The sequence below is a fragment of the Peribacillus simplex genome, assembly GCF_001542915.1.
Taxonomy (GTDB): domain Bacteria; phylum Bacillota; class Bacilli; order Bacillales; family DSM-1321; genus Peribacillus; species Peribacillus simplex_B.
The window spans coordinates 1-26315 of sequence record NZ_LNNH01000040.1; the positions used below are offsets into that span (position 1 = coordinate 1).

Annotated in this window: 29 protein-coding genes; 4 read left to right on the top strand and 25 right to left on the bottom strand. The window is 45.1% G+C overall.

What is annotated here, in order from left to right; all coding sequences use genetic code 11:
* Positions 1-154: 154 nt before the first annotated feature.
* Positions 155-1945: a M3 family oligoendopeptidase gene (locus AS888_RS18550; protein WP_061143637.1), complete on the bottom strand. Its 1791-nt coding sequence runs from the start codon at positions 1943-1945 to the stop codon at positions 155-157.
* Positions 1946-2101: 156 nt separating this feature from the next.
* Here AS888_RS18550 and AS888_RS18555 point away from each other — a divergent pair, with 156 nt between their 5' ends.
* Complete coding sequence (locus AS888_RS18555; RefSeq protein ID WP_061143638.1) at positions 2102-2404, top strand: hypothetical protein; 303 nt, start codon at positions 2102-2104, stop codon at positions 2402-2404.
* A 309-nt stretch (positions 2405-2713) separates the two neighbouring features.
* On the opposite strand, the gene sigK is transcribed toward AS888_RS18555, so the two are convergent.
* The gene (sigK, locus tag AS888_RS18560) at positions 2714-3436 is read right to left on the bottom strand and encodes an RNA polymerase sporulation sigma factor SigK (protein ID WP_034308596.1); all 723 of its coding nucleotides are present in this window, start codon (positions 3434-3436) and stop codon (positions 2714-2716) included.
* A 191-nt stretch (positions 3437-3627) separates the two neighbouring features.
* On the opposite strand from sigK, the gene AS888_RS25245 reads away from it, so the two are divergent.
* On the top strand, positions 3628-3810 hold the full coding sequence (locus tag AS888_RS25245) for a hypothetical protein (protein ID WP_081092516.1): 183 nt from the start codon (positions 3628-3630) through the stop codon (positions 3808-3810).
* Positions 3811-4010: 200 nt separating this feature from the next.
* Here the strand turns inward: AS888_RS25245 and AS888_RS25250 are convergent, their stop codons facing one another.
* The 6 genes from AS888_RS25250 to AS888_RS18595 form a co-directional block, all read right to left on the bottom strand.
* Positions 4011-4151 (bottom strand): YrzI family small protein, encoded by a 141-nt coding sequence (locus AS888_RS25250; RefSeq protein ID WP_081092517.1) that lies wholly within the window; start codon positions 4149-4151, stop codon positions 4011-4013.
* Positions 4152-5165: 1014 nt separating this feature from the next.
* A complete protein-coding gene (locus AS888_RS18575) occupies positions 5166-5432 on the bottom strand; it encodes a YrhC family protein (RefSeq protein ID WP_061143641.1) in 267 nt (88 codons plus the stop codon).
* A gap of 115 nt (positions 5433-5547) precedes the next feature.
* Positions 5548-6684, bottom strand: coding sequence for a bifunctional cystathionine gamma-lyase/homocysteine desulfhydrase (locus AS888_RS18580; RefSeq protein ID WP_061143642.1), 1137 nt, complete (start codon positions 6682-6684; stop codon positions 5548-5550).
* Position 6685: 1 nt separating this feature from the next.
* Positions 6686-7609, bottom strand: a complete 924-nt coding sequence (locus AS888_RS18585) for a PLP-dependent cysteine synthase family protein (RefSeq protein WP_061143643.1) — start codon at positions 7607-7609, stop codon at positions 6686-6688.
* 93 nt (positions 7610-7702) lie between these two features.
* The gene (mtnN, locus tag AS888_RS18590) at positions 7703-8398 is read right to left on the bottom strand and encodes a 5'-methylthioadenosine/S-adenosylhomocysteine nucleosidase (protein WP_061143644.1); all 696 of its coding nucleotides are present in this window, start codon (positions 8396-8398) and stop codon (positions 7703-7705) included.
* Between the two features lie 17 nt (positions 8399-8415).
* Positions 8416-9054, bottom strand: a complete 639-nt coding sequence (locus tag AS888_RS18595) for a class I SAM-dependent methyltransferase (protein WP_061143645.1) — start codon at positions 9052-9054, stop codon at positions 8416-8418.
* Between the two features lie 269 nt (positions 9055-9323).
* Here AS888_RS18595 and AS888_RS18600 point away from each other — a divergent pair, with 269 nt between their 5' ends.
* Positions 9324-9536 carry a DUF2536 family protein gene (locus tag AS888_RS18600; protein ID WP_057911652.1) on the top strand — a complete coding sequence of 71 codons (213 nt, stop codon included), beginning with the start codon at positions 9324-9326 and terminating at the stop codon, positions 9534-9536.
* Positions 9537-9591: 55 nt separating this feature from the next.
* On the opposite strand, the gene AS888_RS18605 is transcribed toward AS888_RS18600, so the two are convergent.
* From AS888_RS18605 to mltG, 8 genes are all read right to left on the bottom strand, one after another.
* A complete protein-coding gene (locus AS888_RS18605) occupies positions 9592-10260 on the bottom strand; it encodes a YrrS family protein (RefSeq protein ID WP_157805682.1) in 669 nt (222 codons plus the stop codon).
* Positions 10261-10361: 101 nt separating this feature from the next.
* Positions 10362-12101: a peptidoglycan D,D-transpeptidase FtsI family protein gene (locus AS888_RS18610; protein WP_061143647.1), complete on the bottom strand. Its 1740-nt coding sequence runs from the start codon at positions 12099-12101 to the stop codon at positions 10362-10364.
* Between the two features lie 129 nt (positions 12102-12230).
* Positions 12231-12707, bottom strand: coding sequence for a transcription elongation factor GreA (gene greA, locus AS888_RS18615; protein ID WP_061143648.1), 477 nt, complete (start codon positions 12705-12707; stop codon positions 12231-12233).
* A 290-nt stretch (positions 12708-12997) separates the two neighbouring features.
* Complete coding sequence (gene udk / locus AS888_RS18620) at positions 12998-13636, bottom strand: uridine kinase (protein ID WP_061143649.1); 639 nt, start codon at positions 13634-13636, stop codon at positions 12998-13000.
* Position 13637: 1 nt separating this feature from the next.
* Positions 13638-14909: a peptidase U32 family protein gene (locus tag AS888_RS18625; protein WP_061143650.1), complete on the bottom strand. Its 1272-nt coding sequence runs from the start codon at positions 14907-14909 to the stop codon at positions 13638-13640.
* A 31-nt stretch (positions 14910-14940) separates the two neighbouring features.
* Entirely contained in the window at positions 14941-15870 is a 930-nt protein-coding gene (locus tag AS888_RS18630) for a peptidase U32 family protein (protein WP_061143651.1), read from the bottom strand.
* Positions 15857-16525, bottom strand: a complete 669-nt coding sequence (locus AS888_RS18635) for an O-methyltransferase (protein ID WP_061143728.1) — start codon at positions 16523-16525, stop codon at positions 15857-15859. Before AS888_RS18635 ends, AS888_RS18630 begins: the two co-directional genes overlap by 14 nt.
* Before the next feature lie 255 nt (positions 16526-16780).
* Positions 16781-17923, bottom strand: coding sequence for an endolytic transglycosylase MltG (mltG, locus tag AS888_RS18640; RefSeq protein ID WP_061143652.1), 1143 nt, complete (start codon positions 17921-17923; stop codon positions 16781-16783).
* 325 nt (positions 17924-18248) lie between these two features.
* Here mltG and AS888_RS26500 point away from each other — a divergent pair, with 325 nt between their 5' ends.
* Positions 18249-18404, top strand: coding sequence for a hypothetical protein (locus tag AS888_RS26500; RefSeq protein ID WP_169803977.1), 156 nt, complete (start codon positions 18249-18251; stop codon positions 18402-18404).
* 376 nt (positions 18405-18780) lie between these two features.
* Here the strand turns inward: AS888_RS26500 and AS888_RS18650 are convergent, their stop codons facing one another.
* The 9 genes from AS888_RS18650 to AS888_RS18690 all read right to left on the bottom strand — a co-directional run bounded on the left by AS888_RS18650 (position 18781) and on the right by AS888_RS18690 (position 26288).
* Positions 18781-19074 carry a DUF1292 domain-containing protein gene (locus AS888_RS18650; RefSeq protein WP_061143654.1) on the bottom strand — a complete coding sequence of 98 codons (294 nt, stop codon included), beginning with the start codon at positions 19072-19074 and terminating at the stop codon, positions 18781-18783.
* An 11-nt stretch (positions 19075-19085) separates the two neighbouring features.
* Positions 19086-19511: a Holliday junction resolvase RuvX gene (gene ruvX, locus AS888_RS18655; protein ID WP_057911643.1), complete on the bottom strand. Its 426-nt coding sequence runs from the start codon at positions 19509-19511 to the stop codon at positions 19086-19088.
* Positions 19511-19780, bottom strand: coding sequence for an IreB family regulatory phosphoprotein (locus tag AS888_RS18660; protein WP_057911835.1), 270 nt, complete (start codon positions 19778-19780; stop codon positions 19511-19513). Before AS888_RS18660 ends, ruvX begins: the two co-directional genes overlap by 1 nt.
* Before the next feature lie 66 nt (positions 19781-19846).
* Complete coding sequence (gene alaS / locus AS888_RS18665) at positions 19847-22483, bottom strand: alanine--tRNA ligase (protein ID WP_061143655.1); 2637 nt, start codon at positions 22481-22483, stop codon at positions 19847-19849.
* Between the two features lie 312 nt (positions 22484-22795).
* On the bottom strand, positions 22796-23872 hold the full coding sequence (locus AS888_RS18670) for an AI-2E family transporter (RefSeq protein ID WP_061143656.1): 1077 nt from the start codon (positions 23870-23872) through the stop codon (positions 22796-22798).
* A gap of 229 nt (positions 23873-24101) precedes the next feature.
* The gene (locus AS888_RS18675; protein WP_061143657.1) at positions 24102-24317 is read right to left on the bottom strand and encodes a hypothetical protein; all 216 of its coding nucleotides are present in this window, start codon (positions 24315-24317) and stop codon (positions 24102-24104) included.
* Positions 24307-24771, bottom strand: a complete 465-nt coding sequence (locus AS888_RS18680) for a PRC-barrel domain-containing protein (RefSeq protein ID WP_221408617.1) — start codon at positions 24769-24771, stop codon at positions 24307-24309. Before AS888_RS18680 ends, AS888_RS18675 begins: the two co-directional genes overlap by 11 nt.
* A gap of 156 nt (positions 24772-24927) precedes the next feature.
* The gene (locus tag AS888_RS18685; protein WP_061143659.1) at positions 24928-25698 is read right to left on the bottom strand and encodes a TPM domain-containing protein; all 771 of its coding nucleotides are present in this window, start codon (positions 25696-25698) and stop codon (positions 24928-24930) included.
* The gene (locus tag AS888_RS18690) at positions 25698-26288 is read right to left on the bottom strand and encodes a LemA family protein (protein ID WP_061143660.1); all 591 of its coding nucleotides are present in this window, start codon (positions 26286-26288) and stop codon (positions 25698-25700) included. The genes AS888_RS18685 and AS888_RS18690 overlap by 1 nt, the downstream gene beginning before the upstream one ends.
* Positions 26289-26315: the final 27 nt, after the last annotated feature.

The following is a 26315-nucleotide window of genomic DNA, read 5'->3' on the forward strand; positions in this document are numbered from 1 at the left end:
GCGGAAAGCGAGTGCCTGGAGTGGAAATCAACGTCTAAATTGTACAGGCCATAAAAATAGACAAACTCGATTTTCATCGAGTTTGTCTACAGTCTGAGCGGATGTCCTAAACCGGACATCCGCCTTTTTGTTCCTATTCACCCTGAAAGCTCCCCTATGCTTTTTTGACAAGCGGATCGGTCAGGTTCATGAATTCCTCGACATCGTCCATGCAGGCAAGAACCGCTTCTTCCCAGAAATCACGTGTCGTCAAGTCGACACCCAAATGCTTCTTCGCCAAATCCTCGACTTTCATCGAACCGGTATCCTTTAATAAAGCGATATATTTTTCTTCGAATCCTGCAGGTTCCTTCAGGGCATTCGCATAGATCCCCAAGGAGAACAAGTATCCGAATGTGTACGGGAAATTATAAAATGGTACACCCGTAATATAGAAATGAAGCTTTGAAGCCCAGAACGTTGGATGATAATCACTTAAGGCGTCCCCATAGGCGTCTTTTTGGGCGTCAAGCATCAGTTCATTCAATCGTTCAGCACTGACATAGCCCTGTTTCCTCTCCTCATAAAATTTGGTCTCGAATAAAAAGCGGGCATGAATATTCATTAACAATGCCACCGAACGCTGAATTTTATCTTCTAATTGAACCAGCTTTTCTTCCTCACTGCCCGCTTCCTTCACAGCAGCATCGGAAACGACCATTTCAGCAAAGGTAGAGGCTGTTTCAGCCACGTTCATCGCATATGATCGATTCAACGGATGGATATCCCTCATGGCATAAGAATGGAACGCATGCCCCAATTCATGGGCCAATGTCGATACATTCGAGGGTGTACCTGAATATGTCATGAATATCCTGGACTGCTTGCTTAATGGGAACCCCGTACAAAACCCGCCAGGCCTCTTACCAGGCCTGTCCTCCGCTTCAATCCAGCTGTCATCGAAGGCTTTTTGAGTGAAGCTAGCTAACTCCGTGCCGAATTTAGAGAATTGCTGCACGATGAAATCCGCGCCTTCTTGATAATCCATCACTTTGGACTCCGCGGTCACCGCGAGCGGCGCATCCAGATCGGCCCAACTCAATTTATCCATATCCAGTAACTCCGCTTTCCTTTGTAAAAACCTCACCAACGGCTCCTTATGATCGGCAATGACATCCCACATGCTCTCGAGGGTTTCTTTTTTCATCCTCCCGATTTCAAGCGGCTCTTTCAAAATATCATCCCAGCCCCTTTTTTCATTCACACTGAGACGAAATCCAGCAAGATGGTTCAACGTCCGGGCAAAAAGATCACTTTTTTCTTCCCAAGCCTGTTCCCATGCAGCTAACAATTCTTTTCTCGCCTCTTGATCTGGCTCGGAAAATTTATTCGCCGCTTGTCCTACCGACAGCTTGTCCCCTTTATACGGAATGGTCATGGAACCGACGATCGTATCATACATTTGGCTCCAGCCTTCGAATCCGTCCAAGGACAATTGCGTAATCAATGCCTCTTCCTTCACCGAGAGCCTTTCCTTAGCCCTCTCGCGACGTTCATTCAACACGAATTTCACTTCATCCAACGGTTCTTTGCCGAGCATGCTTTGAAAAAACGAATCATCAAGCTGGATCAGCTTTTCATCAAGCTTGCTGATAGCCATTTTGAGCGATGCAACGATTTTCATTTGTTTGATCCGCAGCTGCCCTGCCTTTTTATCCTGCGAGTTTTGAGCTTCCAGGCATCCGATGAAGGCGCCTGCCTGCGTGGACTTCATATTGGTGTTTTTCAATAGGTCGAATGCCTCGATCAATGGGCCTTCATCATTTTCTTCTGGTTTGATAGTACTTATAAGCAAGTCGAGCTCCTGCACCTCATCCTTGATTTCATCCAAAAAATTCAGGAACTCTATGGAAGAGCTTCCTCCTTTAAAAAAAATGTCCAAATCCCATGTTAAAGAATATCCCATTTTGCATGCCCCCTTTTATCAATAAGTTCATTATAGGGGTTTAGCCTGCATTTTTCTAACTAAAACGAATTTTCAGTATTTTTTAAAACATTTTTCTATATCTAAGATTAAAATAGTGTTATGATGAATATATTCTTCAAGAAAGGGGTGGTTCATATGAAATTCATCATCCAGCTGTCTGCCATCATACTCCTTTTATGGACCGTGCCCGCGCAGTTCCATCAGCATGCACAACAGCTAGCCCTTGAAGAACATACCGATGTTCACCATTGGGATAAGGCCGATAAAAAAGTGCCTCTCATGCCTGCCTTAAGTTCGTTGCAGGCGATCATCATAATTCTGTTAGTTGAATTTTCGATTTTAAGTTTTCTTTATTTCCATACAAATCTGCGACAAAGGTATCTCAGTCCCGTGTTTTTCCAGGCGAATAACGTAGCCGCCCACTCCGACATTTTATAAAAAATAAAATCGAGGAGTGATTCATATGTTGTTTCGTTTTATTATGATAGGGATCTTTTCTTTAACCGCATCACGTCTGTTCCTATTTCAGGGAATCGAGATTTATCATGCATTCGCTGATATGATCAGAAGTAAATACTAAAGCAAAAAGAGTGCCGGGAAATGTGCCGGCACTCTTTTTTTACGTTGGTTCTTTTCGTAAAGATTGATATTTTTTAAAGCGGAGTTGCGGACTCACCGCCCGCCCAAGCGAAGCGAGCATCGCGGGGAATCCACCCAAACCGCATTATGCGGAAATAGCCTTTGCGTTTAACCTTTAGCCTTCTTTTCCTTCTCTTTTTCCGCCCTGTAAAATTCATGGAACATCTTCATTAACGCGCGTTTCTCGATCCTTGATACATAACTGCGGGAAATCCCTAGCTCTTTGGCGATTTCCCGTTGGGTTTTTTCCTTTTTCAAGTCCAGCCCGAACCTGCCTACAATGACCTCCTTTTCCCGTTCATCCAATATATCAATATATTTTTTCACCTTTTCAATTTCCATATTAAGCTGGATCGTATCGATGACATCTTCAGATTCCGATTTCAGTACATCGATTAAACTGATTTCATTTCCCTCTTTATCCTGGCCAATTGGATCATGCAAGGAAATATCCTTTTTCGTTTTCTTTGTGGCGCGTAAATGCATCAGGATTTCATTCTCGATACATCTCGCCGCATACGTAGCGAGCTTTGTACCTTTCCCATCCGAATAACTTTCAATCGCTTTTATCAGACCAATCGTCCCGATCGAAATCAAATCCTCCGTATCTTCGCCCGTGTTCTCGAATTTCTTGACAATATGGGCAACAAGCCTGAGGTTATGCTCGATTAAGATGTTACGGGCATCCCCATCCCCCTCACTCATGAGCTTCAGATATTTCTTTTCATCCTGAGATGATAAAGGCTGGGGAAAAGCATTGTTTTTTACATAGGAAACAAATAAGTAAAATTCTTTGATGATATATCCGACAACTGTAAGTATTCCGGGCATTGGTTTCATCCCCCGTTTCTTTGGTCCCCTCATTCATACCTATGCAGGAGTGGGCTTGTTCGTGTCTGTCCCGATAAAAGAAATCATGAAAGGATGAAATGTTTGTATCGCCAATGGATGAATTCCCAATCGGACAAAACCATTCAATCATATAATACAAGTGAATTTTTAAGGAAAGGGGGTGTCTTGGAATGGGATATAACTATGGACCATACGGTTGCGGCAACTATGGGTATCCGGCTCCGCCGCCAAATTATGGCGGCGGTTACGGATACGGTTATGGCCTGTTTATAGTGCTGTTGATTGTATTGCTTATCTTCGGGTTCTGCTGGTTCCCGGGATATGGATATGGCGGACAAAGTTCGTGCTGCTAAAAGGAAAAAACTCGGCATTTGGCCGAGTTTTTTCCTTTTCACCTGAGCGATTTTCCGACTGGGATCCGTTATGGGCAAAGTCCGTTAGCCGGTATCCTTCTCCTGCCACCAGCAACGCTTTGCTCCCTTTACATAGACTAAGTTCATCATATTAACCTCCACCTTTCATTGAATTTTTGGGAAACCAAACCTCATCTGTCTTAGAAAAAAGGACGATGCTTCATCGCTTTGTCTAAATGTTCTTCACGAATTTTATTGATTCTCTCCTGCTGCATGCATTCCTCGGCAGTCATTTTTTTCATTTTGATCGTAATTGTGAAAAAAAGCATATTCAGTGTCATAAGTATCACCTCCTTTTAGGGTGCGGCCCCGCAAAAAGGCATAAAAAGGCCGCAGAAAGTTATGTCCTCCTGCAGCTTTTTCAAAAAAAATATAAAAAGGCCGCAGGATAAAAGACTTCTCCCTGCGGCCGCTATGTTTGAATGATTAATAAAGCCCATTTGCTTTAGAAATATTCCGCGTGGCACAGGTCGAATGGTATTTGATTGTCAATTGAATAAGTCAAGCCAATTTGATTAGTGACGACTCCATATAGATACAAATTCATTTTCTTCGACCTCCCTTGGAATATTTTTTATTACTTGGTAAGTATATCCACAATTTCGAAATTTGTAAACGGCTTTTGCCTATTTTTTTAAAAATTCTTTCTTTTTACCCATTTTCAAACAGAATTTATAGAAAGTGAAGGCAATAGGAATGACAAATCCCCATGCTGTTGATTTCGAAATTAAACAGCCCCACCTTGACCGCTCAAAAATTCAGCCCGTGCAGGTCAATGAAACGGCCCAAGTCCCAATACTATCGGCAAGGAGGGTGCTCATATAGGCTTCAGGCACACTGGAATGGAAGGTGTGTGTGGCCTTCCGCTTAGGAAATACGCGGCTAAGGGAGGCCCCGCAGGCGCGTGCGCCAAAGAGGCTAACGGATCCCTCTGGATAGGGAGTGCCTGCAGAGCAATGAAACGGGCTAAGGTACAAGCTACTCGCGGGTTTGAAGGAGTTTACATCGAATTTGAGGTGAATTCTCATAAAAATTGCCCTTTTCACAGGCAATGGGAGCCGTTTCTCGTCAATTTCATGGGTTACTCTCGAATCCGGTCAGGATTCTCCGTATAGTTACCGCTATCTTTCACCATTTCGGCGCGTTACTCGCCCCCCAGTCCAAATCCTCCGATACGACGGGCTCAGAAACTAACTTCGTGTTCATGCAGGGTCAGGGAAAAATATTCAAGAAACAAAAAAGCTGCAGGCAAACTCCCATTACGCCCGAGTTTGCCTGCAGCCTGTATCCTGATTCTATTGTTGTAAAGTATCCTGGTCATCCATTTCTGCCAAGATCTTTTTGTATTTATTGGATAAACGGAAAAATAATATGGATACGCCAAGGAACATGATCGTCGCTCCCATATAGGCATATGTGTCAATCATCGTTTTGCCGCCAGAGGGAAGGATGGTTCCTAAATAGAAAAACGAACCCACACATAGCAAAGTGATTCCAAATTGTTTAAAATCGGCCATTTTCGAATTAAGCATTGCCGCCGTTTGGTTTGTACGTTTTTTCATGCCATTCCACCTTCTTTCAAGCTGTTAAGTTATCGATATCTCATTCTACCATATTTATTCCAAATGACAGAAAGTAAATAATGGCAGTCAGCTTAAAATGCGGAATGGTCCCCTTTTACCCCTTTAGTGCTTGCTCCAAGTCTTCCAATAAGTCTTCCGCGTCCTCCAGGCCTACGGATATGCGAATGAGCCCGTCGGTTATTCCAAGCTCGGCACGGCGTTCTGCCGGAATGGAAGCATGCGTCATCAAAGCCGGCACGGAAATTAGGCTCTCCACTGCTCCAAGACTTTCAGCCAGCGTGAAGTATTTCACCTTATTCAAGACGGTTGCGGCTTTTTCGGCACTGCCGACATCGAATGAAACCATGCCGCCGAAGCCACGTGATTGTTTTTTCGCTATTTCGTGATTTGGATGGCTTTCCAGACCTGGATAATAGATTTTCGAAACGCCTTCATGGGCGGATAAGTACTCAACGATCCGGGAAGTGTTTTTTTCATGTTCTTCCATCCGGATTCCCAGCGTTTTAATGCCTCGCATCAGCAACCATGAATCTTGAGGCCCTAGCACGCCCCCTGTAGAGTTTTGGATGAAGTGAAGGTCATTGCCGATTTTTTCATCATTCACCACGACAAGGCCCGCTACAACATCGCTGTGACCCCCCAGGTACTTCGTAGCGCTATGCAGGACGATATCCGCACCAAGCGTAAGCGGATTCTGCCAGTATGGCGTGCTGAAGGTATTATCGACGATCGTCAGGATCCCGTTTGCCTTCGCTATTTTTGCTACGGCTTCCAGATCCGTGATCTTCAGTAATGGATTCGTCGGGGTTTCGATGAACAACGCTTTCGTATTGTCCCTGATTTCGTTTTGAATCGAATCGATATCACTCGTATTGACGAATGAAGCTTCGATTCCAAAGCGATTCAGCACCTTCGTCATCACCCGGAAAGAACCCCCATAAACATCATCGGTCATCAGGACATGATCTCCGCTGCTCAGCAGCATCATGACGGCGGTCATCGCTGCCATCCCGGAGCCAAAGGCGAATCCTCTTTTTCCTTCTTCAAGATCCTTGATCAATTCCTCAAGCGCATGGCGGGTAGGATTGCCTGTACGGGAATACTCATATCCGCGATGATCCCCCGGACCATCCTGTTTATAAGTGCTTACTTGATAGATTGGCACCGAGACGGCACCAGTTGCTTCATCTCCAAAAATGCCACCGTGGATCAATTGTGTTTTCTTTCTCATTTTACATACCTCCCTGATAAATTTTCTTGCTTAAGTAACGTTCACTGGAATCGGGGAATACAACGACAATATTCGTCCCTGGGGAAGCCTTGGCCGCTTCATCCATGGCCGCAGCAAATGCCGAGCCGGAAGAACTGCCGACCAACAGGCCTTCCTTCATAGCCAATTCCTTGACCATATCGAACGCTTGCCGATCGCTTATCGTATGAATTTGATCAAAGTACGATTCATCCATATAAGCTGGTAAGAATTCCATTCCTATGCCCTCTGTTTTATGGGGTCCCGCTTCGCCTCCGTTCAATATCGACCCTTCTGGTTCGACAATGACCGTTTTGACAGCAGCCTTTTTTTCTTTTAAATAACGCGATGTGCCCATGAAAGTCCCACCCGTCCCGGCACCGGCAACAAATACATCGACTCTTCCATCCATCTGATCCCAAATTTCAGGTCCCAGCGTTTTATAATAGGCATCGGGATTGGCTGGGTTGGCAAATTGCTCGGGACAATATGACCCGGGAATTTCGGCAAGCAAGGCCTTCGCCTTGGCAATCGCTCCTGTCATTCCTTCCTCAGTCGGGGTCTGGACCACTTTTGCTCCAAGAGCGCGCATCAATTCCTGCTTCTCGGCACTGAATTTCTCTGGCACACAAAATATCACATCGACTCCACTGTTTATCGCCGCAAGCGCCAGTCCAATCCCGGTGTTCCCGGCTGTCGGTTCGATGATGGTCCCGCCCTTTTTCACTTTCCCTGTCTGCAACGCCTGTGCCAAAAGCTCCTGGCCGAGACGGTCCTTCACACTGCCTCCCGGATTGAAGTATTCCAGTTTGGCAAAGATGCGGACGTCATCAGGAAGCGGGAAATGGGTGATCTCCATCAGCGGCGTCTTTCCGACCAACTCATGTATGTTTTGAAAGACCTTCATATTCGTACATCCTTTCATAGTTTCCCTACCAATTTAGTGAGTAATGAAACCAAAGAGTAATCAGCGGAGAATCTCACGCTGATCACTGCTCATTCATTTCATTTTCTCAACCATTTTCACGATCAGATCAGCTGAATGAAGCGCCGCCGTTTCCAGGAATTTATCAAAGGAAATATTGGACTCCTTACCTGCGATGTCCGAAAGGGAACGTATGATGACAAATGGTGTTTGGAATTGGTAGGCCACCTGTGCAATCGCTGCCGCTTCCATTTCCACGGCATATAGATCCGAGAATTTGCCTCTGACGAATTCAACCCTGACAGGATCATTCATGAACGAATCCCCCGTTACGATCAATCCTTTCGCCACTTGTATATCCTGGATTTCCTTTGCCGCTTCTTCTGCAAGGGCAAAAAGCTTCTCATCCGGAATGAAGGCAGCCGGCAGCTGAGGAACCTGGCCATACTCATATCCAAAAACAGTTACATCGACATCATGGTGGCGAACTTCGGTAGAAATGACAACATCCCCTACGTTAAGTGCGGGATGATATCCGCCGGCAGAACCCGTATTGATGATCGCATCCGGTTTGAATTTTTCCAAGAGCACCGCCGTTGACATAGCGGCATTCACTTTACCGATGCCGGATTTAAGCAATATGACCTCGACACCGTCCAGTTTTCCTGTATTGAATTCGGAACCGGCAATGGTCACCTGCTCCAAACCTTCCAATTTATCACGTAAAATCGTAACTTCTTCTTCCATTGCTCCGATTATGGCTACTTTCATTAGTAAAAAACCTCTTCCTATAATTTTTCCGCCTCCATAATCCAGACAAATTGATTGCAGCGCTCGAAGTTCACAGAATACCCATGCTCTTCAAGAACACTTTCCAAAAAAGGAATGGTTGTATAATATTCCGTTTGCAAATCGTTCGCCAAATTATGAAAGCCTGCCTGCTTTGCATCGGAAATCGCTTTTTCATGCGCTTCCTTTGATTGATACATCGTATCCGCAAACACTATTTTACCACCAGTATTCAGTAACTTTCCATAGCTGGCTATCGCTTTTTCTTTTTCTTCATCCGTTAAATGATGAAATGCATACGTACTGACGATTGAATCCACACTTTCCGGCTCCGGGAAATCCATGAAATCGCCATCGGCTATATGCGTTACATTGCCAAGCTTCCCGATCGCAATTTCCCTCATTGCAGGTGAAGGCTCGATTCCCGTAACCTTAAGGCCTTTTTTCAATAACCTCTCCGTTAAATTCCCGGTGCCCACTCCGAACTCCAAAACATGGCCATGAGCCCGATTCGTCACGCTATCCAAGATCCTATCATAGTGTTTAAATACCTCTTGATATTCAATATCGTGTCCACCGACAGTATCATCATACGATTTCGACCATTCCTCAAATAAATCCAAAAATTCTCTGCCCATTTTTTATCACCTTTTTATTATAATATAATAAAGCCTATAAGTATAATATGAATTAAACACAAAACAGTGCTGTTTATTTAGGCAAATTCACCATGCAGCAAAGATTTGCCTAAGCACTCTTTTATTATAATACAATAAAACCTATAAGTATAATATGAAATAATATGAAAAACCGTGCCGTTTTTTTAGGCAAACCCTCATTCCGTTTTAGATTCGGCTAAAATGGTGTGTTAAACTAGCATTATCTACTATGTTGGAGGGAAGTCTTAATGAATTTTCAGCTCGACTTAAATTTATTCGAAGATAAAATAGAGTTTTTCGAGGCAGAAAGCATCAAGAATCTCGAAGAAAAAATCCAGGCGCAAATCGAAATCAATAAAGCGATCATGCTCCAGGTTCATTCGGTCTCACATCAAATGTATGTAAGCGAGGAAGGCAGACGTTTTTATAGTGCTGTCGTTCATTTCAAGGCAAAAAAATGACCAAGCAAAAAGCCCCCGGGAGGAGTGTTCCTTCCGGGGGCTTACTAGTTTGGGACTATTTGCGTTTATCATTAACCTTCAATTCTTCGACTTTTACAGGTTTCCATCCAGAGCCGTCGACCCATTCAATATGGACCCGATAGGTTTTTGGATTATCCCCTTCAGATACGGTACCGATGGCCGTGTTGGGCGAACCGCCGTTTTGAAGCCACCATAGCCTCATGCCGCCTTGATCGATCCCAGCTCCGAGCGCAATGGCTTTACTCATTTCATTCCAGTCGACAGAGCCCTTTTGAAAGCTTGTCGTATGCTCACCGGATTGCTCGGTCCCGACTGGTTTCCAGCCCTCACTCTTATAGGTGGCCGCAACATTGCCATCTCCGCTTCCTTCCACTTCCACAAGCTCGGCATCTCCCGCTTTATCCGAAGCTTCTTCATCCTCTGTTGCCTTTTCTTCCTCTTCCTCCGTTGCATTAAGATCTTCGTCCGCTTCCTTCTCTGAATCTTTTTCTTCCACTTTCCCAGCAGGCTTGTCCACTTTGCCCTTATCTTTATCGGTAATTTGCTTCGGTTCCGTCGTGGTTGGATTAGCTTCTGTACCCCCATCACTTAAGAAAATGGTGATGGCGACAATGACGATTAAAATGGAAACGATGGTTATTGCGATATTGTATATTTTATTTACTTTTCTTTTTTGATCTCGCTGATTGAATCGTGAGCCCAAGGTCCATTCCTCCCTTACCATTTCATTACTGCCCCCATTTTAACATGATTCAGCGACAGATAGAAGGGAAGGGTTTCCTACACTTTTCGTCATATCTCGTATCAGTCCTGGTCCTTGGCGTATATAACTTTTACAATATCTGAAAAAAGCGGCGTCATGCTGGAGCTATTCTCCTTCGTTTCAAAATTCACGGCAACGAGCGCATATTCGGGATTTTTATAAGGGAAGTAGCCAGCAAACCATTTATTGAGCTCCCCTTTTTCTATATTCGTCTGAGCTGTTCCTGATTTACCCGCAACCTCCACAGGCAAATCTCTCAAGGAAGCACCGGTCCCTTTTTCTTCGGTCACAACCTTCCTTAGGAGCTGCTGCATCTTCATCGACGTATACGGAGAAAGTGTCTCCCCTCCCATGCTTTGATTCTTAAAGTCGACCACAGTCGTACTATTGTTGAATTCAACCTTGGAAACGGCTTTGACTTGTTCCTTCTTGCCGCCGCGGGCGATCGTGGCCATCATGTTCGCTATCGCCAGGGGTGTCGTTTGGACGTCTTGCTGGCCGATGGCGGTTTTGGCAATCATCTTGGGATCTTTCTTTAAATCATCGTCGTGCCAGACCTTTCCGGTTTGTTCATGGTACAACTGAGTGACTTTCGTATGATATACATCACCTTTCCAGCCCGTTTCACCTATCAACCCTAACTTCTTCGCATAGTTTTCCAGAAAGTCAGGATCCTTCTCGGCAATTTCCTGTGACAATTCGGCGAATGTCCTGTTACAGCTTTGGGCAAAGCTGCTTTCAAAATTCAGCATCCCCAATTCCCTCTGCTTATCCGTCCTTCCATCAATCGTCAAGTTACAATTGAATGTCCTGGAGGGACTCGCCGCCTTATGATCGATGGCGGCTGCGGCCGTGACCGTTTTAAAGACGGACCCTGGCGTTTTTTGAGTCAGCATCATATTGACTGCTCCTGCTCCATTCGGGTCTTTAATATTTAGGGCCGGACGCGATACCATCGCGACGATTTCACTTTTTTTAATATCGATCAGCACGAGTCCGCCTTTTTTTATGCCGCGTTCATCAACCAGCTTTTCCGCCTTTTCCTGTATTTGTTTATCGATCGTCGTCACGACCTTCACAGGATACAAGGGGTTGGCCGGTTCCACGTATTTAACATCGACACCAAACATCGGGCCGCCGCTTGCGTCCACATGAAAAACGAGCTTCGATTCCCCTGCCGAAAGCAAAAACTCATCAAAGGTCCTTTGCAGTCCTGTATTGCCGATTTTCGTTTCGGGGGACAAATTCAAGTCCGGATAACGTTTTTTCTTCTCAGCATCCGATATATTCGTCGTGCCGATCAATTGCGCTGCGGGTGTTTGATTGTGATACAGCTTTTCGTTCACGGCAAAGACGCCGGGTATCTTCAATTGATTGATCGCCTTCGATTGGCTCGCCGTCAACTCGATCGGGTCATCCCCGCCGAATATGAATGGTTCATCCGCTTGTTCGATTGCCCGTTTCAGCTCACTTTCCGATCTGCCGATAATCGAAGCAATCTCATCTATAGGCCATGTCATTTTTTTCAGAAATGGAAACAGCACGAGCGTGGGGATTTCTTCATGAGCAAGCGGCTCCCCATTCCTGTCATAAAACTTTCCGCGTCCATCATCAATCTTCAATATTTGGGAACGCTGCTCCACGCTTGCTTCTATCAGGTTCACATCATGCTTTGAAAAAGATTCTGTCGATACAAGCTGAATGTAAACAAGCCTGCCTATGAGTATCAGCATGCAAGTGGTCAAAAAAATAGCCAGCAACCTCAATCGTTTCTTTTTCATAAAATACACCTCGTAAACATTGTTGACGAGGTGCGAATTTTTAAACAATTATGAACAACTTTGCCGCAACATTTTTTCCCGCAAAAAAGAGGAGGCCCATATGGACATCCTCTTTAATCTGTAAGTGGATCAGCTGATGGATACGATTTTGACGCTCATTTCGCCGCCAGGTGTCATGATCGATACCTTGTCACCGACTCTTTTGCCCATTAGGCTTTTCGCGATCGGGGAATCATTGGAGATCTTTCCTTCGAATGGATCCGCTTCAACGCTACCAACGATGGAATAGGTCTCTTCGTCACCATTAGGAAGTTCAACGAATGTTACCGTCTTCCCAAGTGAAACGGTATCTGTATTCGAATCATCGCCTTCGATGATTTTCGCATTGCGGATCATGTTTTCAATCGTTGTGATACGGCCTTCAACGAAAGCTTGCTCCTCTTTTGCCGAATCGTACTCGGAGTTCTCGGAAAGGTCACCAAAACTGCGGGCGATCTTGATTCTCTCCACTACTTCTTTCCGTTTAACCGTTTTTAATTGTTCCAGTTCTTGTTCAAGTTTTAACTTACCTTCTTTAGTCATTGGATATTCTTTTTCAATTGCCAAAACCCTTCACTCCTTCAAATTCTTTATGCCAAGTTTATGTACTATACAGGACTTAACTCTAAAATCTCGAGTCAAACTATATTAGTGCGCGACTTAAAAAGCACGCACAACCGATACTAAGAAACAACCGTTCTTTAGTATATGAACCGACTGCAGTTAGCAGCCGGTTCATTCTGTATCAAGAATAGAGTATTGCGTTTTCCAACATTTGTCCAGTATTTCCCCCTAAATAAATGGGATTCTTTCAAAAACGGAGGAAAATGGCACCTATCATTATTTATGCTATGTTATTACAAAAAAGACTTTTGTTCAAGGATTGTTTGAATTTTAGTCACCATCAAGTCAATCGCAACATGGTTCTGTCCGCCTTCAGGAATGATGATGTCGGCATAGCGTTTCGTCGGTTCGATGAACTGGTTGTGCATCGGGCGGACGACACTGATATATTGATCGATGACCGATTCTATGGAACGGCCGCGTTCTTTAATGTCACGGGTCATCCTCCGGAGGATTCGCAGGTCCGCATCCGTGTCCACATATAGCTTCATGTCCATCAAATCACGGAGACGTTCATCCTCCAGCACCAAAATCCCCTCAAGGATGATGACATCCTGCGGTTCAACGGCGATGACCTCCTCGGAACGAGTATGGATCGAATAATCATAAACGGGTTTCTCTATCGTTTCATAGCGCAGCAACGCGTTAATGTGATCGATAAGCAAATCATTATCAAATGCCAGCGGATGATCATAATTCGTTTTCAACCGCTCTTCAAACGGCAGATGGCTTTGATCTTTATAGTAATAATCTTGTTCGAGCATCAAGATCGAGTGTCCTTGAAAGAATTCAAAAATGGAACGGGTAACACTTGTTTTACCTGATCCCGACCCTCCTGTAACTCCGATGACCACTGGTTTTTTTCTTGTCATGTCAATTCTCCTTCCGCATCATATTGTTCACATATACTCGATCATCTACCTGAATGCGGACAATTTGAAGCGGATGGCGAGCTGCCTCCAGCTCGTTGCCTGACTCATCCCAGATCGTTCCGATTTTTTGCGTGAAGTTTTCGATTTCCGGCCCAAAAAACTCGACTTCATCTCCAGGCTTGAAGAAATTACGCTGCTGCATGGTCGCGATTTTCGTTTCCTCGTCGTAATCGAGCACCAATCCAGCGAAGTCGAAGCGAGTCTTTACGGTATGATTCCCGAACATTTGCTGTTTATACCCAGGAATTTCCCCTTCCATGAAGGATGATGCCGTCTCACGATTCGCACACTTATCAAGCTCTTCCAGCCATTCCTGCTTGATCGTGAAATGATCGGGATCGGCACAATAAGCATCAATGACCTTTCGATAGACGCTGATTACAGTCGCAATATAATGAATCGATTTCATTCTTCCTTCGACTTTTAGGCTATCAATGCCGATTTCGATCATGCCTGGCAAGGATTCAATCAGCTTTAGGTCTTTCGGGCTCATGGCGAATGGAGCATCTTCTTTTTCGAATAAAGGCTTTTCCCCGTCTTGATCCAGCTCATATAAATCGTAATCCCAACGGCATGACTGGCAACAGCCGCCGCGGTTTGAATCGCGAGCCGTCATATGATTCGAAAGCGTGCAGCGTCCTGAATAAGCAATGCACATCGCACCATGAACGAAGGCTTCGATTTCAATATCGACCTTTTCCTTCATTTCACGGATCTCTGCGGCACTTGTCTCACGGGCCAGCACGACACGCTCCAAGCCCTCTTCTTTCCAATACTGGACAGCCTTCCAGTTCGAAAGGGATTGCTGTGTGCTCAAATGGATTTCCACTTTCGGGGCGACTCTTTTGCACGTCTCGATGATCAGGGGATCGGCGACGATGATTCCATGAACGCCAGCCTCCTGAAGGCCTTCCAAGTATTCTTCAAGACCATCGATATTTTCATTATGCGCGAAGATATTAGTCGTTACATATACTTTCGCACCATACTTCTTCGCGAACTCGACGCCTTCGGTCATTTCCTCAAACGTAAAATTTCCGGCATTGGAACGAAGGCCATATTCCTGTCCGCCAATGAAAACGGCATCTGCGCCATAATGGACCGCTATTTTTAGTTTTTCCAAGTTGCCAGCCGGGGCCAGCAATTCAGGTTTTTTTACAATGACTCTTTTTCCATCCACGATCCTGGAAATTTTATCAGCAATAGCATTCAAGGCTATTCCTCCTCTTTCTCGTACCCTTTTCTTAATAAACCGACTCTTTGAAGAAGAATCCTGTATCCAACTCCCGGCTAACCGGCTGGATCGCTTTGACTTTTTCGTAAAGATCCATTTTCAACTCTTCATACCGGTCGGGCTCCTCTGCACATAAGTCTATCGCTTCCCGGTATAACTTTGTCATTTCCGTAATATATTCAGGGGTTTGCAGCAATCCTTCGATTTTTAATGAATCGATTTCCGCCTCAATCAATTCCTGCAGTTCATCAATCATGCACATATCGTTCGGGCTCATGATATGTGTACCATTTTCATCTTCATAAATCGGATATTTGTTTTCTCGTTCCTTATCATGCAAGAACATATTTCTGCTTTCCTGACGGTTTTCCACTGCCAATTCCTTGCCTTGGTATTCAAAGTAATTTCCGAGAAGCGTACGCTTGGACTGGAATATGCAAGTCATGCCGTGTACCTGCACTTCAAGTTCTACCTCGGCATTTTCCTTCATTTCGATTATCTCGTCCAAGCTTATTTCACGGGCAGCGAGAGCACGGACTGCACCGCGTTTCCCCCAATAATTACAGGTGTACCAGTTCGTCACCGTCATCTCCGTATTCCAGTGCAACGGCATATCGGGGGCAACGGCACGGACTGCCATCAAGACTGCCGGATCACCGAACACGATCCGGTCTGCACCGGCTTCTTTAAGGAAGGTGACGTAGTCTTCAAGCTCGTCCACCTTTTCATTATGAAAGATGGCGTTCATGGACACATACACCTTCTTGCCTGCAGCATGGGCCATCTCTATCGCTTTCTTGACATCCTCAACTGTGAATTCCCCTGCCAGCCTAAGAGCGTAACGCTGCTCGCCAATGACGAATGCGTCAGCGCCAGCTTCAATAAGCTCCGCGATGTGATTGACACTTGTCGGGGTCACGAGTAATTCAGGCTTTTTCATTTTTGTCACCTCTATGTTTACTTATGGCTACACCATCGCCAATCGGCAATATTACGGTATCGAAATGAGGATGGTCATGCAACCACATGTTAAAGTCCCTGATTTTTTTGATGAGAGCTCGCTTACGTCTCGTCATTTCCATGTCTTCGATGTTTTCTGCGACCAAGCCTTTAAATAATACATTATCAGTAATGATTACTCCAGCTTCGGCAAGGAATGGTTCAAACAGTTCAAAGAATCGCTTATACTGCCCCTTGGCGGCATCAACGAAGATGATATCGAATGGTCCGTGTTCGGCTACTTTCGGCCCTGCCTCAAGCGCATCCCCTTCAATGAGGGCGATTCTATTATTCAGTCCAGCTTTCTCGATGTTGGCCCTTGCCTGCCCAATACGAGCTTCATTGCGTTCAAGCGTCACGATTTTGGCTCCTGGCAGCGTTTCGGCCATCCTTATGGCGGAATAGCCGATTGCCGATCCGACCTCCAATATTGCCTGCGGCTGATGGAGCCTTAATATCTGAAGCAGTACCTCAATGCCTTCCGGCTCCATGATCGGCACATTATTTTCCAATGCGAAATCTTCCATCTCCTTGATCAGCCCCGTACGCTCCGGAATCAAGGAATGAAGATATTGTTCTATTTTTCCGTTCAAGATGTTTCCTCCAATGATAAGAAAAACGAAAGCACTTAGCCAGTCCATGCCGTACAAGCCAGGTTCGAATGCCTGCAAGTTATCACCATGGGCTGAAGCAAATATGCTTGATGAGCTGCATTTCCTTATCTTTCAAAATAAAACCCGGCATTCGCCGAGTCACTGATCACCGCTAAAACCGGTCCGAAAATTCACTTGTACTATTCTATCATAAAAACAAGGGGAAAGTAATATCTCTCCCCCTTCGTTGCTGTGCTTTTATTTATTGGAAATATGCTCTGCCTTTTTAAGATTATGGTCCTCCAGGTTTTTGGAGTATAGGACTTCTCCTTCCGGTGTGGCCAAGAAGTATAGGAAATCCGTTTTTTCGGGTTTCAATGCCGCTTCGATCGATGTCGTTCCAGCATTGGCAATCGGTCCTGGCGGCAGCCCTTTATTCTTATACGTATTATATGGGGACTTCACATCCAGGTCTTTATAATACACCCGGCTTTTATGGGACCCCTTTGCATACAGCACGGTGGGATCCGTTTGAAGCGGCATATCCTCCTTGATACGGTTGTAGAAGACGGAGGCAATTTTTCCCCGATCGACTTGCGCCGTCGCTTCTTCTTCCACAAGCGAAGCGAAGGTCAGCATCTCGTGCACGGAATAATCATCTTTTTCCATCTGCGGTTTATATGCCTGAAGCGTTTCATCGGTTTTTTTCAGCATCTCGACAACGATCGATTCCAAGTTTGGTTTTTCCTCATAGAAATCATAGGTTGCCGGGAAAAGATACCCTTCGAGCGGATATAAAACCTTTTCATTTTCGATTTCCGAAGTCAATAGCTCCGGGAATTGTTCCTGCATGGACTTAACGAATTTCTTATCATTCAATTCCTTAAAGACTTTTTTTGGTTCTTGTCCCGTCTTTACGGCAATGATATCGGCAATTTGGACGAGCTGCTTCCCTTCGGGGATCGTAATCTTCAATGCCGCTTCTTTCATCAGTTTCCCGGTTTTGATGCTTGTGACGATATCTTCAATCGGCATGGAAGGTGATAATTTATACTCACCTGCCTGGAATCCGGATTCATTGCGGAATTTAATATAGTATTTGAATACGCGTGCGTCCTTGATGATTCCCTGCTCTTCAAGCAATGTAGAAATTCCGTTCACGGAAGAACCGATCGGGATTTTCACTTTCTTGATGGTATCATCGTCAGGGTCGACGGGTTTCATGGCCGAATTAATATATAAGAAGCCCACGAGACCGACAATCCCGATTAGTAAAATAAGCGAAGCTATCGTAATCATGATGATCTTACGAACAAGCCTGGCTTCTCCTTGCCGTTCCAACAATTTCATTTGAATATGTTCCTTTTTAGATAAATTATGATCTTTTTCATCCATTTTCATTCCCCCTGCAAACTCACACCAACTACAGAATGGCTTCTAGATGATGCTTTCTCTAATTAGACTTTGCTTCGAACATTATACTAAAACCAACAAAAAATTACATGTTTTTTGTGAAACTACCTTCATAATTCATCTATTTATGGCAAAATCGCACTAGTTTTGTCAATCCCGGGAGTTTTTAACCAGGAAAATAGTGATATGATTTCAGCTCCATTTGAATGAGGGTTATACGAATTTCCACTTTTATGGTAGACATATCATCCCCGAAACGGAATAATCTTAGTTAGGATCATATTTAAATGAAAGGGAAGGCGGTGTAAAGGAATTGGATAATTCTTATTTTGTCGGGTGGGGGACGTTGGCACTCATAAATGCAGGACTCGCTCAAGGTAAAAATAGAACGGCGTTGAATTGGTTCTTGCTCTCTTTATTTTTAGGTCCTTTAGCGACTTTTATCCTTTTGTTCGCTGAGAAAAGATAAGCTTCTCATTGGTACATAAATGAAAAAGCATTAAAACCAATATGATTGTGTTGCCAATTTGGCGAGTCCAGCACCAAACTCGCGGGTCAAGTGCATAACCTCTAAGAAAACAGCTGCCTATTTGCCCATGAAGCATCCGATAAGTTACTTTATATACTGGCATGACATCTGTGAATACGCGAAATAATGATACTATCACCCGTTTTATCAAGGAAAAACTCTTGCCGAGGGGCTCAGCGCCAAGGCCTGGAGGGGTAGAAAACCGCAAAAAAAAGATGCCGCCTAACATACAGGCAGCATCTCCTTCAGGTCCTGGTTTTATTTAAAGGTCCTTTACAAAGGATACATTAAAAACCAGGTCAGTTTTTTCGTTTGTTTATTCTTCTTCTTCGGCTTCTTCCTGGTCAAGGAATGTATTTAACATTTCTTCGACTAGATCCCACTCTTCTTCGGTTTCGATCGGAGTAAGCTCACCATCTTTATTATCTTCGCTCGGTACGAATGAAGAAGCGTGGATTTCAATCTCTTCCTCTTCATCTTCTGCAGACATCGGATAGTAAAGGACATAAGATTTGTTGAATTTATCTGAATCGAATGTGAAAAGGATTTCGCAAAGCTGCTCGTTTCCGTTTTCATCTACTACTGTAATGTTGTTTTCGCCGTGTTCCATTTGCATTCACCTCATATTGAATTTGTTTGTCTGTCCAAGAAACCTTGCAGGATCATGACAGCAGCCATTTTATCAATGACTTTCTTACGTTTGCTTCGGCTCACGTCCGCCTCAAGAAGGACACGTTCAGCCGCCATAGTTGTCAACCGTTCATCCCAGAGAAACACCGGCAGCTTGAATTTTCTTTCTAATCGCTTAGCGAAATCTTGGCTGATTTCGCCTCGCGGTCCTACAGTCCCGTTCATATTTTTAGGTAAACCTAGGACGATTTTAGAAACTTCATGCTCTTTTATAATTTCATTGAGACGTTTAAAGCCGAAGTCATTTCCAGCTTCGTTAATTTTGATCGTTTCCAAACCTTGTGCAGTCCAGCCCATCGCGTCGCTTACGGCGACGCCGATGGTTTTTGAACCTAAGTCAAGCCCCATTGTGCGCATTAGTATTCCTCTCGATGTTTCTTAAGATACGACTTGACCAATTCTTCGATGATTTCGTCGCGTTCAAGCTTACGGATGATGTTTCGAGCATCCATATGGCGCGGGATGTAAGCCGGGTCACCAGATAATAGATAACCGACGATTTGGTTGATCGGATTATACCCTTTTTCCTGAAGTGCAACATACACTTGAGACAATACTTCTTGTACATCTCTTTCGAATGGTTCTTCGGGAAAATTAAATTTCATCGTTTTATCAAACGAACTCATTGACATGCACCTCTCCTCAGCGTCCAGAATCCACTATTACCTACATTGTACAACACTTTTCATGGATTATGAAATCGTTAAGACCCATTCTTCAACAAAATTAAGTGCTGCATCCAATTTTCCCGGGTCTTTTCCGCCGGCTTGGGCCATATCCGGACGTCCGCCGCCGCCGCCGCCGCAGCGGGAAGCCACTTCTTTGATCAATTTGCCTGCATGGAAACCGCGATCGATATAATCTTTCGTGACACCTGCTATCAAATTGACTTTATCACCTTGGGCCGATCCCAATACGATAATGACAGAATCAAGCTTTTGTTTCAAATCATCCGCCATGGCCCGCAGGTTATTCATGTCCGTAGCTTGAACCTTGGCCACCAATACTTGTACCCCATTGATTTCTTTCACGTTAGAAACGAGGCTTCCTGCTTCAATATTGCTTAATTTGGCAGTCAAGCTTTCATTTTCACGTTGAAGGTCCTTCACCTCAGCCAAGACCGTTTCAATTCTTGAAGGGACATCCTTCAAATTCGTTTTCAATTTAGCTGATGCCTCTTTCAAGATGCCGATTTGATCTGTCATCAATTGGTACGCACCGGCACCCGTAACCGCTTCGATCCGGCGCGTGCCTGCACCGATTCCGCTTTCGGAAACGATTTTGAACAGCCCGATCACCGCGGTATTCGGGACATGTACACCCCCGCATAGCTCAAGGCTATAATCGCCGATTTGAACGACACGGACAATCTTGCCGTATTTTTCGCCAAACAAGGCCATCGCGCCCATCGCTTTTGCTTCTTCAATATTTTTGTAGTCGGTATTCACCTGCAGGCTTTGCCAGATTTTTTCATTTACGATCGTTTCGATGCGCTCTATTTCTTCGGCCGTTATCTGTCCGAAATGAGAGAAGTCGAAGCGAAGGCGCTCAGCTTGTACGAGTGAACCAGCCTGATTGACATGTGTACCGAGAACGTCTTTTAACGCCTGATGCAACAGATGTGTCGCTGTATGGTTTTTAGTGATATGGATGCGGTTTTCTTGATTGACCGCAGCTACGATATCGGAATCTGTCAGTAAAGTGCCGGCAACGACCGTTACCCGGTGCAGGTTTTGACCATTTGGCGCCTTTTGAACATCATGGACTTCCATTTTCACGGATTCACTTGCCATCGTGCCTTTATCCGCTATTTGTCCGCCGCTTTCCGCGTAGAAAGGAGTTTTGTCCAGAATGACCTGCACGTCCTCACCTTCCTGTACCTCTGTTACAAGTTCGCCATTTTTTATGATGGCCGCAACCTTGGCATCGACCGCAACTTGATCATAACCGACAAATTCACTTTCGACCTTAATATCTCCCAACACTCCGCCTTGGATTTGCATCGAATCCACATCTTGGCGTGCTGACCGTGCACGTTCACGCTGGGCATCCATTTCTTTTTCGAATCCAGCTTGATCGACCGTCATGCCCTCTTCCTCGGCATATTCTTCCGTTAACTCGATCGGGAAGCCATATGTGTCATATAGACGGAAAGCATCACTGCCAGGAATGGTCGAGTTCCCCTTTTCCTTTTCCTTTTTAATGACCTCGGAAAGGATGGCCAATCCATCATGAAGGGTTTCATGGAAGCGTTCCTCTTCATTCTTGATTACTTTTGCAATGAAATCCTTATTATTGAGGACCTCAGGGTAGAAGTCTTTCATGATTTCACCAACGACAGTCACCAGCTCGAACATGAATGGACGATTGATGTTGATTTGCTTCGCATATCGAACCGCCCTGCGGAGCAAGCGGCGCAATACATATCCACGGCCTTCGTTGGATGGAAGAGCTCCGTCACCAACTGCGAATGCCACCGTACGGATATGATCGGCGATGACCTTGAAGGCAACATCCTTTTCTGTGTCGACACCATATTTCACATCGGCGATTTCTTCCACAGCGCGGATGATTGGCATGAATAGATCGGTATCATAGTTCGTGGCCACATCTTGAACGACGGAAGCCATACGCTCGAGACCCATGCCCGTATCGATGTTTTTCTTCGGAAGCGGTGTATAAGAACCGTCCGGATTATGGTTGAATTGAGAAAACACAAGATTCCAGACTTCTAGATGACGTTCGTTTTCCCCGCCAGGATATAATTCCGGATCATTCGGATCATCCCCGTATGCAGGTCCGCGATCGTAGAAAATCTCTGTGTTGGGACCGCTTGGACCTTCACCGATATCCCAGAAGTTTTCTTCAAGGCGAATGATCCTTTCAGCAGGAACACCGATTTTTTTATTCCAAAGTTCAAATGCTTCATCATCTTCAGGATGGATGGTCACGGCTAATTTATCTTTGTCGAACCCAATCCATTTTTCATCAGTCAAAAACTCCCATGCCCATGTGATGGCTTCTTCTTTGAAGTATTCGCCAATCGAGAAGTTGCCCAGCATTTCGAAAAACGTATGGTGACGTGCCGTCTTCCCGACGTTTTCAATATCGTTTGTACGAATCGCCTTTTGTGCATTCGTGATCCGCGGATTTTCGGGAATCACCCGTCCATCGAAATATTTCTTTAACGTCGCCACCCCGGAGTTGATCCAAAGCAATGATGGATCTTCATGAGGAACCAAAGACGCACTCGGTTCGATGTTATGGCCTTTTTCACTAAAAAAATCTAAATACATTTGGCGGATTTGAGCACCAGTTAAATACTTCATATATATATCCTCCTTTAAAAATGATTATGTAATTTTTGAGCACACAAAAAACCCCCATCCCAAAAACAGGGACGAGAGTCAACTCGCGGTACCACCCTGATTACGGACGCAGGAAAATCCTATGCCCATCACCTTCATAAAAGCCTTAACGCGGCATGACGGCAGGTATTAGCTGCTCTCGGGACTAGCTTTCTGCCGCTCTTCACCTGGCAATCCCTCTCAGCCTAGGGGACCCCTCTCTTCTTGGTGGACTTCAGCATACTTCATCCTTCAACGAATTATCTTATGTAATGGATTATATTCACAAGACTTTTATTTGTCAATAAGCGGCGGCTTCTTTCTAAAGTGAACGCGCGCGTGCAATACAAAAACTTTCAGCACAGCCAGAATCGGAATGGACAGGACCATCCCCGTGATGCCGCCGATTTCGCCACCGGCCAATAATGCCAGCATGATGAAAAGCGGATGCATATGCAGACTTTTTCCGACAATTAGCGGGGACAGGACATTTCCCTCGAGAAATTGAAGGACGAGTACGATGACCGCAATGATCACCACCATTTTCACCGATATCGTCGCAGCGATGATCACGGCGGGAATGGCGCCGATGATCGGGCCGAAGTACGGTATGACGTTCGTTATCCCGATGATTGCGCCCAATAGCAGCGGATAATCCATTCCGACGATCCAAAAAAGCAGCGAGGATAACAAGCCGATCACGGCACAGACGATGATTTGCCCTCGAATGTAACTGCCAAGCGATGCATCGACATCACGGACGAAGGCCCGCCCCTGCTTGCGCCATTTTTTCGGGGTCATATACCAGGCCATTTTTTTCAAGGCGGTGAAATCCTTCAGGATATAAAAGGCGATGAATGGAATCAAGGCAATCAGGACGATGAAGTCGATCATTTTCACGGCATAACCCATCGCTTTTTCAGGCATACGCTTCAACCAGCCCTCGAATAGAAGGATGCCTTCTTCCACCCTTTCATGAATTCCGAACGGCCAGGCTGCGGTTTGATGATTGAGCTTGTCGATCCGGCTCCGGTATTGTTCGACCAATTCCGGCACGCTTTCCGAAAGCTCCCGTACCTGACTGACAATCACCGGTATTCCTTTATACACGGCAAAGCCGATTCCCCCGAAAAATACTAAATAGATGATCGTAATCGAAAGCCAGCGGCGCATCCCTTTCTCATTTAAATATTCGACTACCGGATGCAGCAAGTAACTGATGAACGCACCGATCAAAAAAGGGATCAGGACTGTCACGCATACAGTGACAACCGGTCCCCACAAGGGTTGGAGTTTCATGAAGATATATATGACGAAGAATAAGAGCAATAAAAACCCGAGGCGATAAAACCATTTTACACGAATACTCACTTCCGAACACCTCCCGCTCGTTTATTCTTCGAAAGGCAGCCGGTTTTCATACATAAAAAAGAGTGTCCTGTGAAAAGGACACCAAAGCCACACGTTATAATATTGACTTTAATCTTTTACGGATTTTCTTCATGCTCCGTTTGAGCCTCTTTGAATTCAACATGTCCGAACCGAAGTTCATAACACTATTGCGTGAACGTCTAGCCATTTCAAACACCTCTTCCGATTATCACATACTGAAGCGGCGGTCATTTTCTTCAAACAAATCGTCCAATGAGCTTAAACTTCCATCTTCCTCGACCTGGTGCGTATTAATGATCCCTTCGGATAAGGTCATCTCAATAAAACAATTCCAACAATAATATTGGTTTACGCCTATTTTCCCTACATCTTTACTGCGGCAATTCGGGCATTTAATTTCCAAAATGGACACCTCACTGTTCATTAACTGAAACAATGATGGTATCCTTCCCAAACGTAGGCGGCTGTTTTGATTGGATCACTGTCGACTCCGAGAAAAACCCATCCGTTGTTTCATACGCTATAATCGTGCCCATTTGTTCCTTGAAATATACATCCTGCAGTAAACCAAGCTCCTCACCCATTTCCGAAAAAAGCATCCGCCCCAATAGTTCGTCCTTTGTCAGGCAAATGGAATCCGCAGGCATTTTCCTCGTGGTTGTATCGTTGAGCTTGATGACGATCCCGTCTTGTCCATAAGATGATATATCGGCCAATTGCAAGTGGAAGGCCCTCTTGAACAATGCTTGCTGATGAATGACCATGCCGGTTACCTGACCCGATTCTGAAATCGTTAAATCATGGACGGTGCCGATACGTTCTCCTCTAAGCGTAAAAACCGGCATCCCTTTCAATAAAGAAAACGTCCGCAAGGTCATCCCGCCTTTCCGAACATTTTTATTATTTCTTTCATCATGAAAATAGATGTGCTGAAAGGTTTTCCATTGTCGATTGTTACACATACCGTTGATGCCACGGCATAAAAAAAAGCACCCCAAATTGTTCGGGGTGTCGCTAGGCCCGGTCATTTCATTTTACCACCCTCTGCTCGAGCCTCCGCCACCGGAACTCCCTCCGCCTCCTCCGCGTGGGCCGCCGCCGCGGCCTCCTCCGCCACCGCCTCCGCGGCTGATGAATATCAAGAGGATATTAAGGAGCGTTTGAAGGAAAAATCCTTTAAAAAATTTGGCATCGAGGATGAAAACGATGATGATGACGATGATAAAGAGAACTATCTGTAAACCGGATGGCTGAAAGGTATCTGGCTCCGGCTGGACGGAAAGATCTTGATGAAACTCTTCGCCCAATTGATATTCTTTCGTGACATCGTTATAGACGGCCTTATACGTTTCAGTCAGTGCAGCATCATAATTCCCTTTTTTCAGCTCCGGAATGGCAACATTATCCAAAATCTGTCCCGTTCTTATATCGGTTATGGCCCCTTCCAGACCGTACCCCACTTCGATGCGGATTTTCTGTTCTTCCTTGGCAAGCACGATGAGGACGCCGTTGTTCAGCTCGGCATCGCCAAGCTTGAATGATCTAAATGCGTCGACCGAGTACTCATCGATTTCGGATCCTTCCATCGAATCCACGGTCAATACGGCAATCTGTGCTTTCGTAGCGTCATCCAAGCGTTTCCCAAGTTCGATCAGTTCCGATTTTTCCTGATCATCCAGCACTCCGGCAAAATCCTGGACATAGATATCCCCAACTGGTTTCGGGATGTTCGGTTGTGCTGCGACTACGTTTGCAAATTGTAATGTGAAAATGAAGAATAGCGCAAACACAGCGAGTCTTTTCATTATTTATCGCTCCCGAAATCAACCTTTGGCGTTTCTTTTTCTTGATCGGTCACTTCAAAATACGGCTTTGTCTCGAAACCGAACGCGCCCGCCATCAAATTCTTCGGAAAGCGTTTAATCGTCTTATTATAAGTGGTGACTTCATCATTATAGTCTTTACGGGCCACCGTCAGACGATTCTCCGTCCCCTCCAGGCTGTCCATGAGTCCCTTGAAGTTCTCATTGGCCTTTAAATCCGGATAATTCTCGACGACAACTAAAAGGCGGCTTAAAGCCCCGCTCAGCTCTTGATCGGCTTGGATCGCACCTTCCTTGGAATTGGCACCTGCCAGCTTGGAGCGGGCATCACTCACCGCTTTAATGGCTTCCGTTTCGTGCTTCGCATATCCCTTTACCGTTTCGACGAGGTTCGGAATCAAATCCGCTCTCCGCTTCAATTGATTATCCACCTGTGACCACTTATTGTCGACGTCTTCATTGGCACTGACAAGGCCGTTGTATGAGGTTGCCCCATATATCACTAGTAAAACGACAACGACTATCCCTATTATCCATCCTTTTTTCAATCTGATCCCCCCCTGCTCTTTCATATACAAGTTATATTTTATAGTCATTCC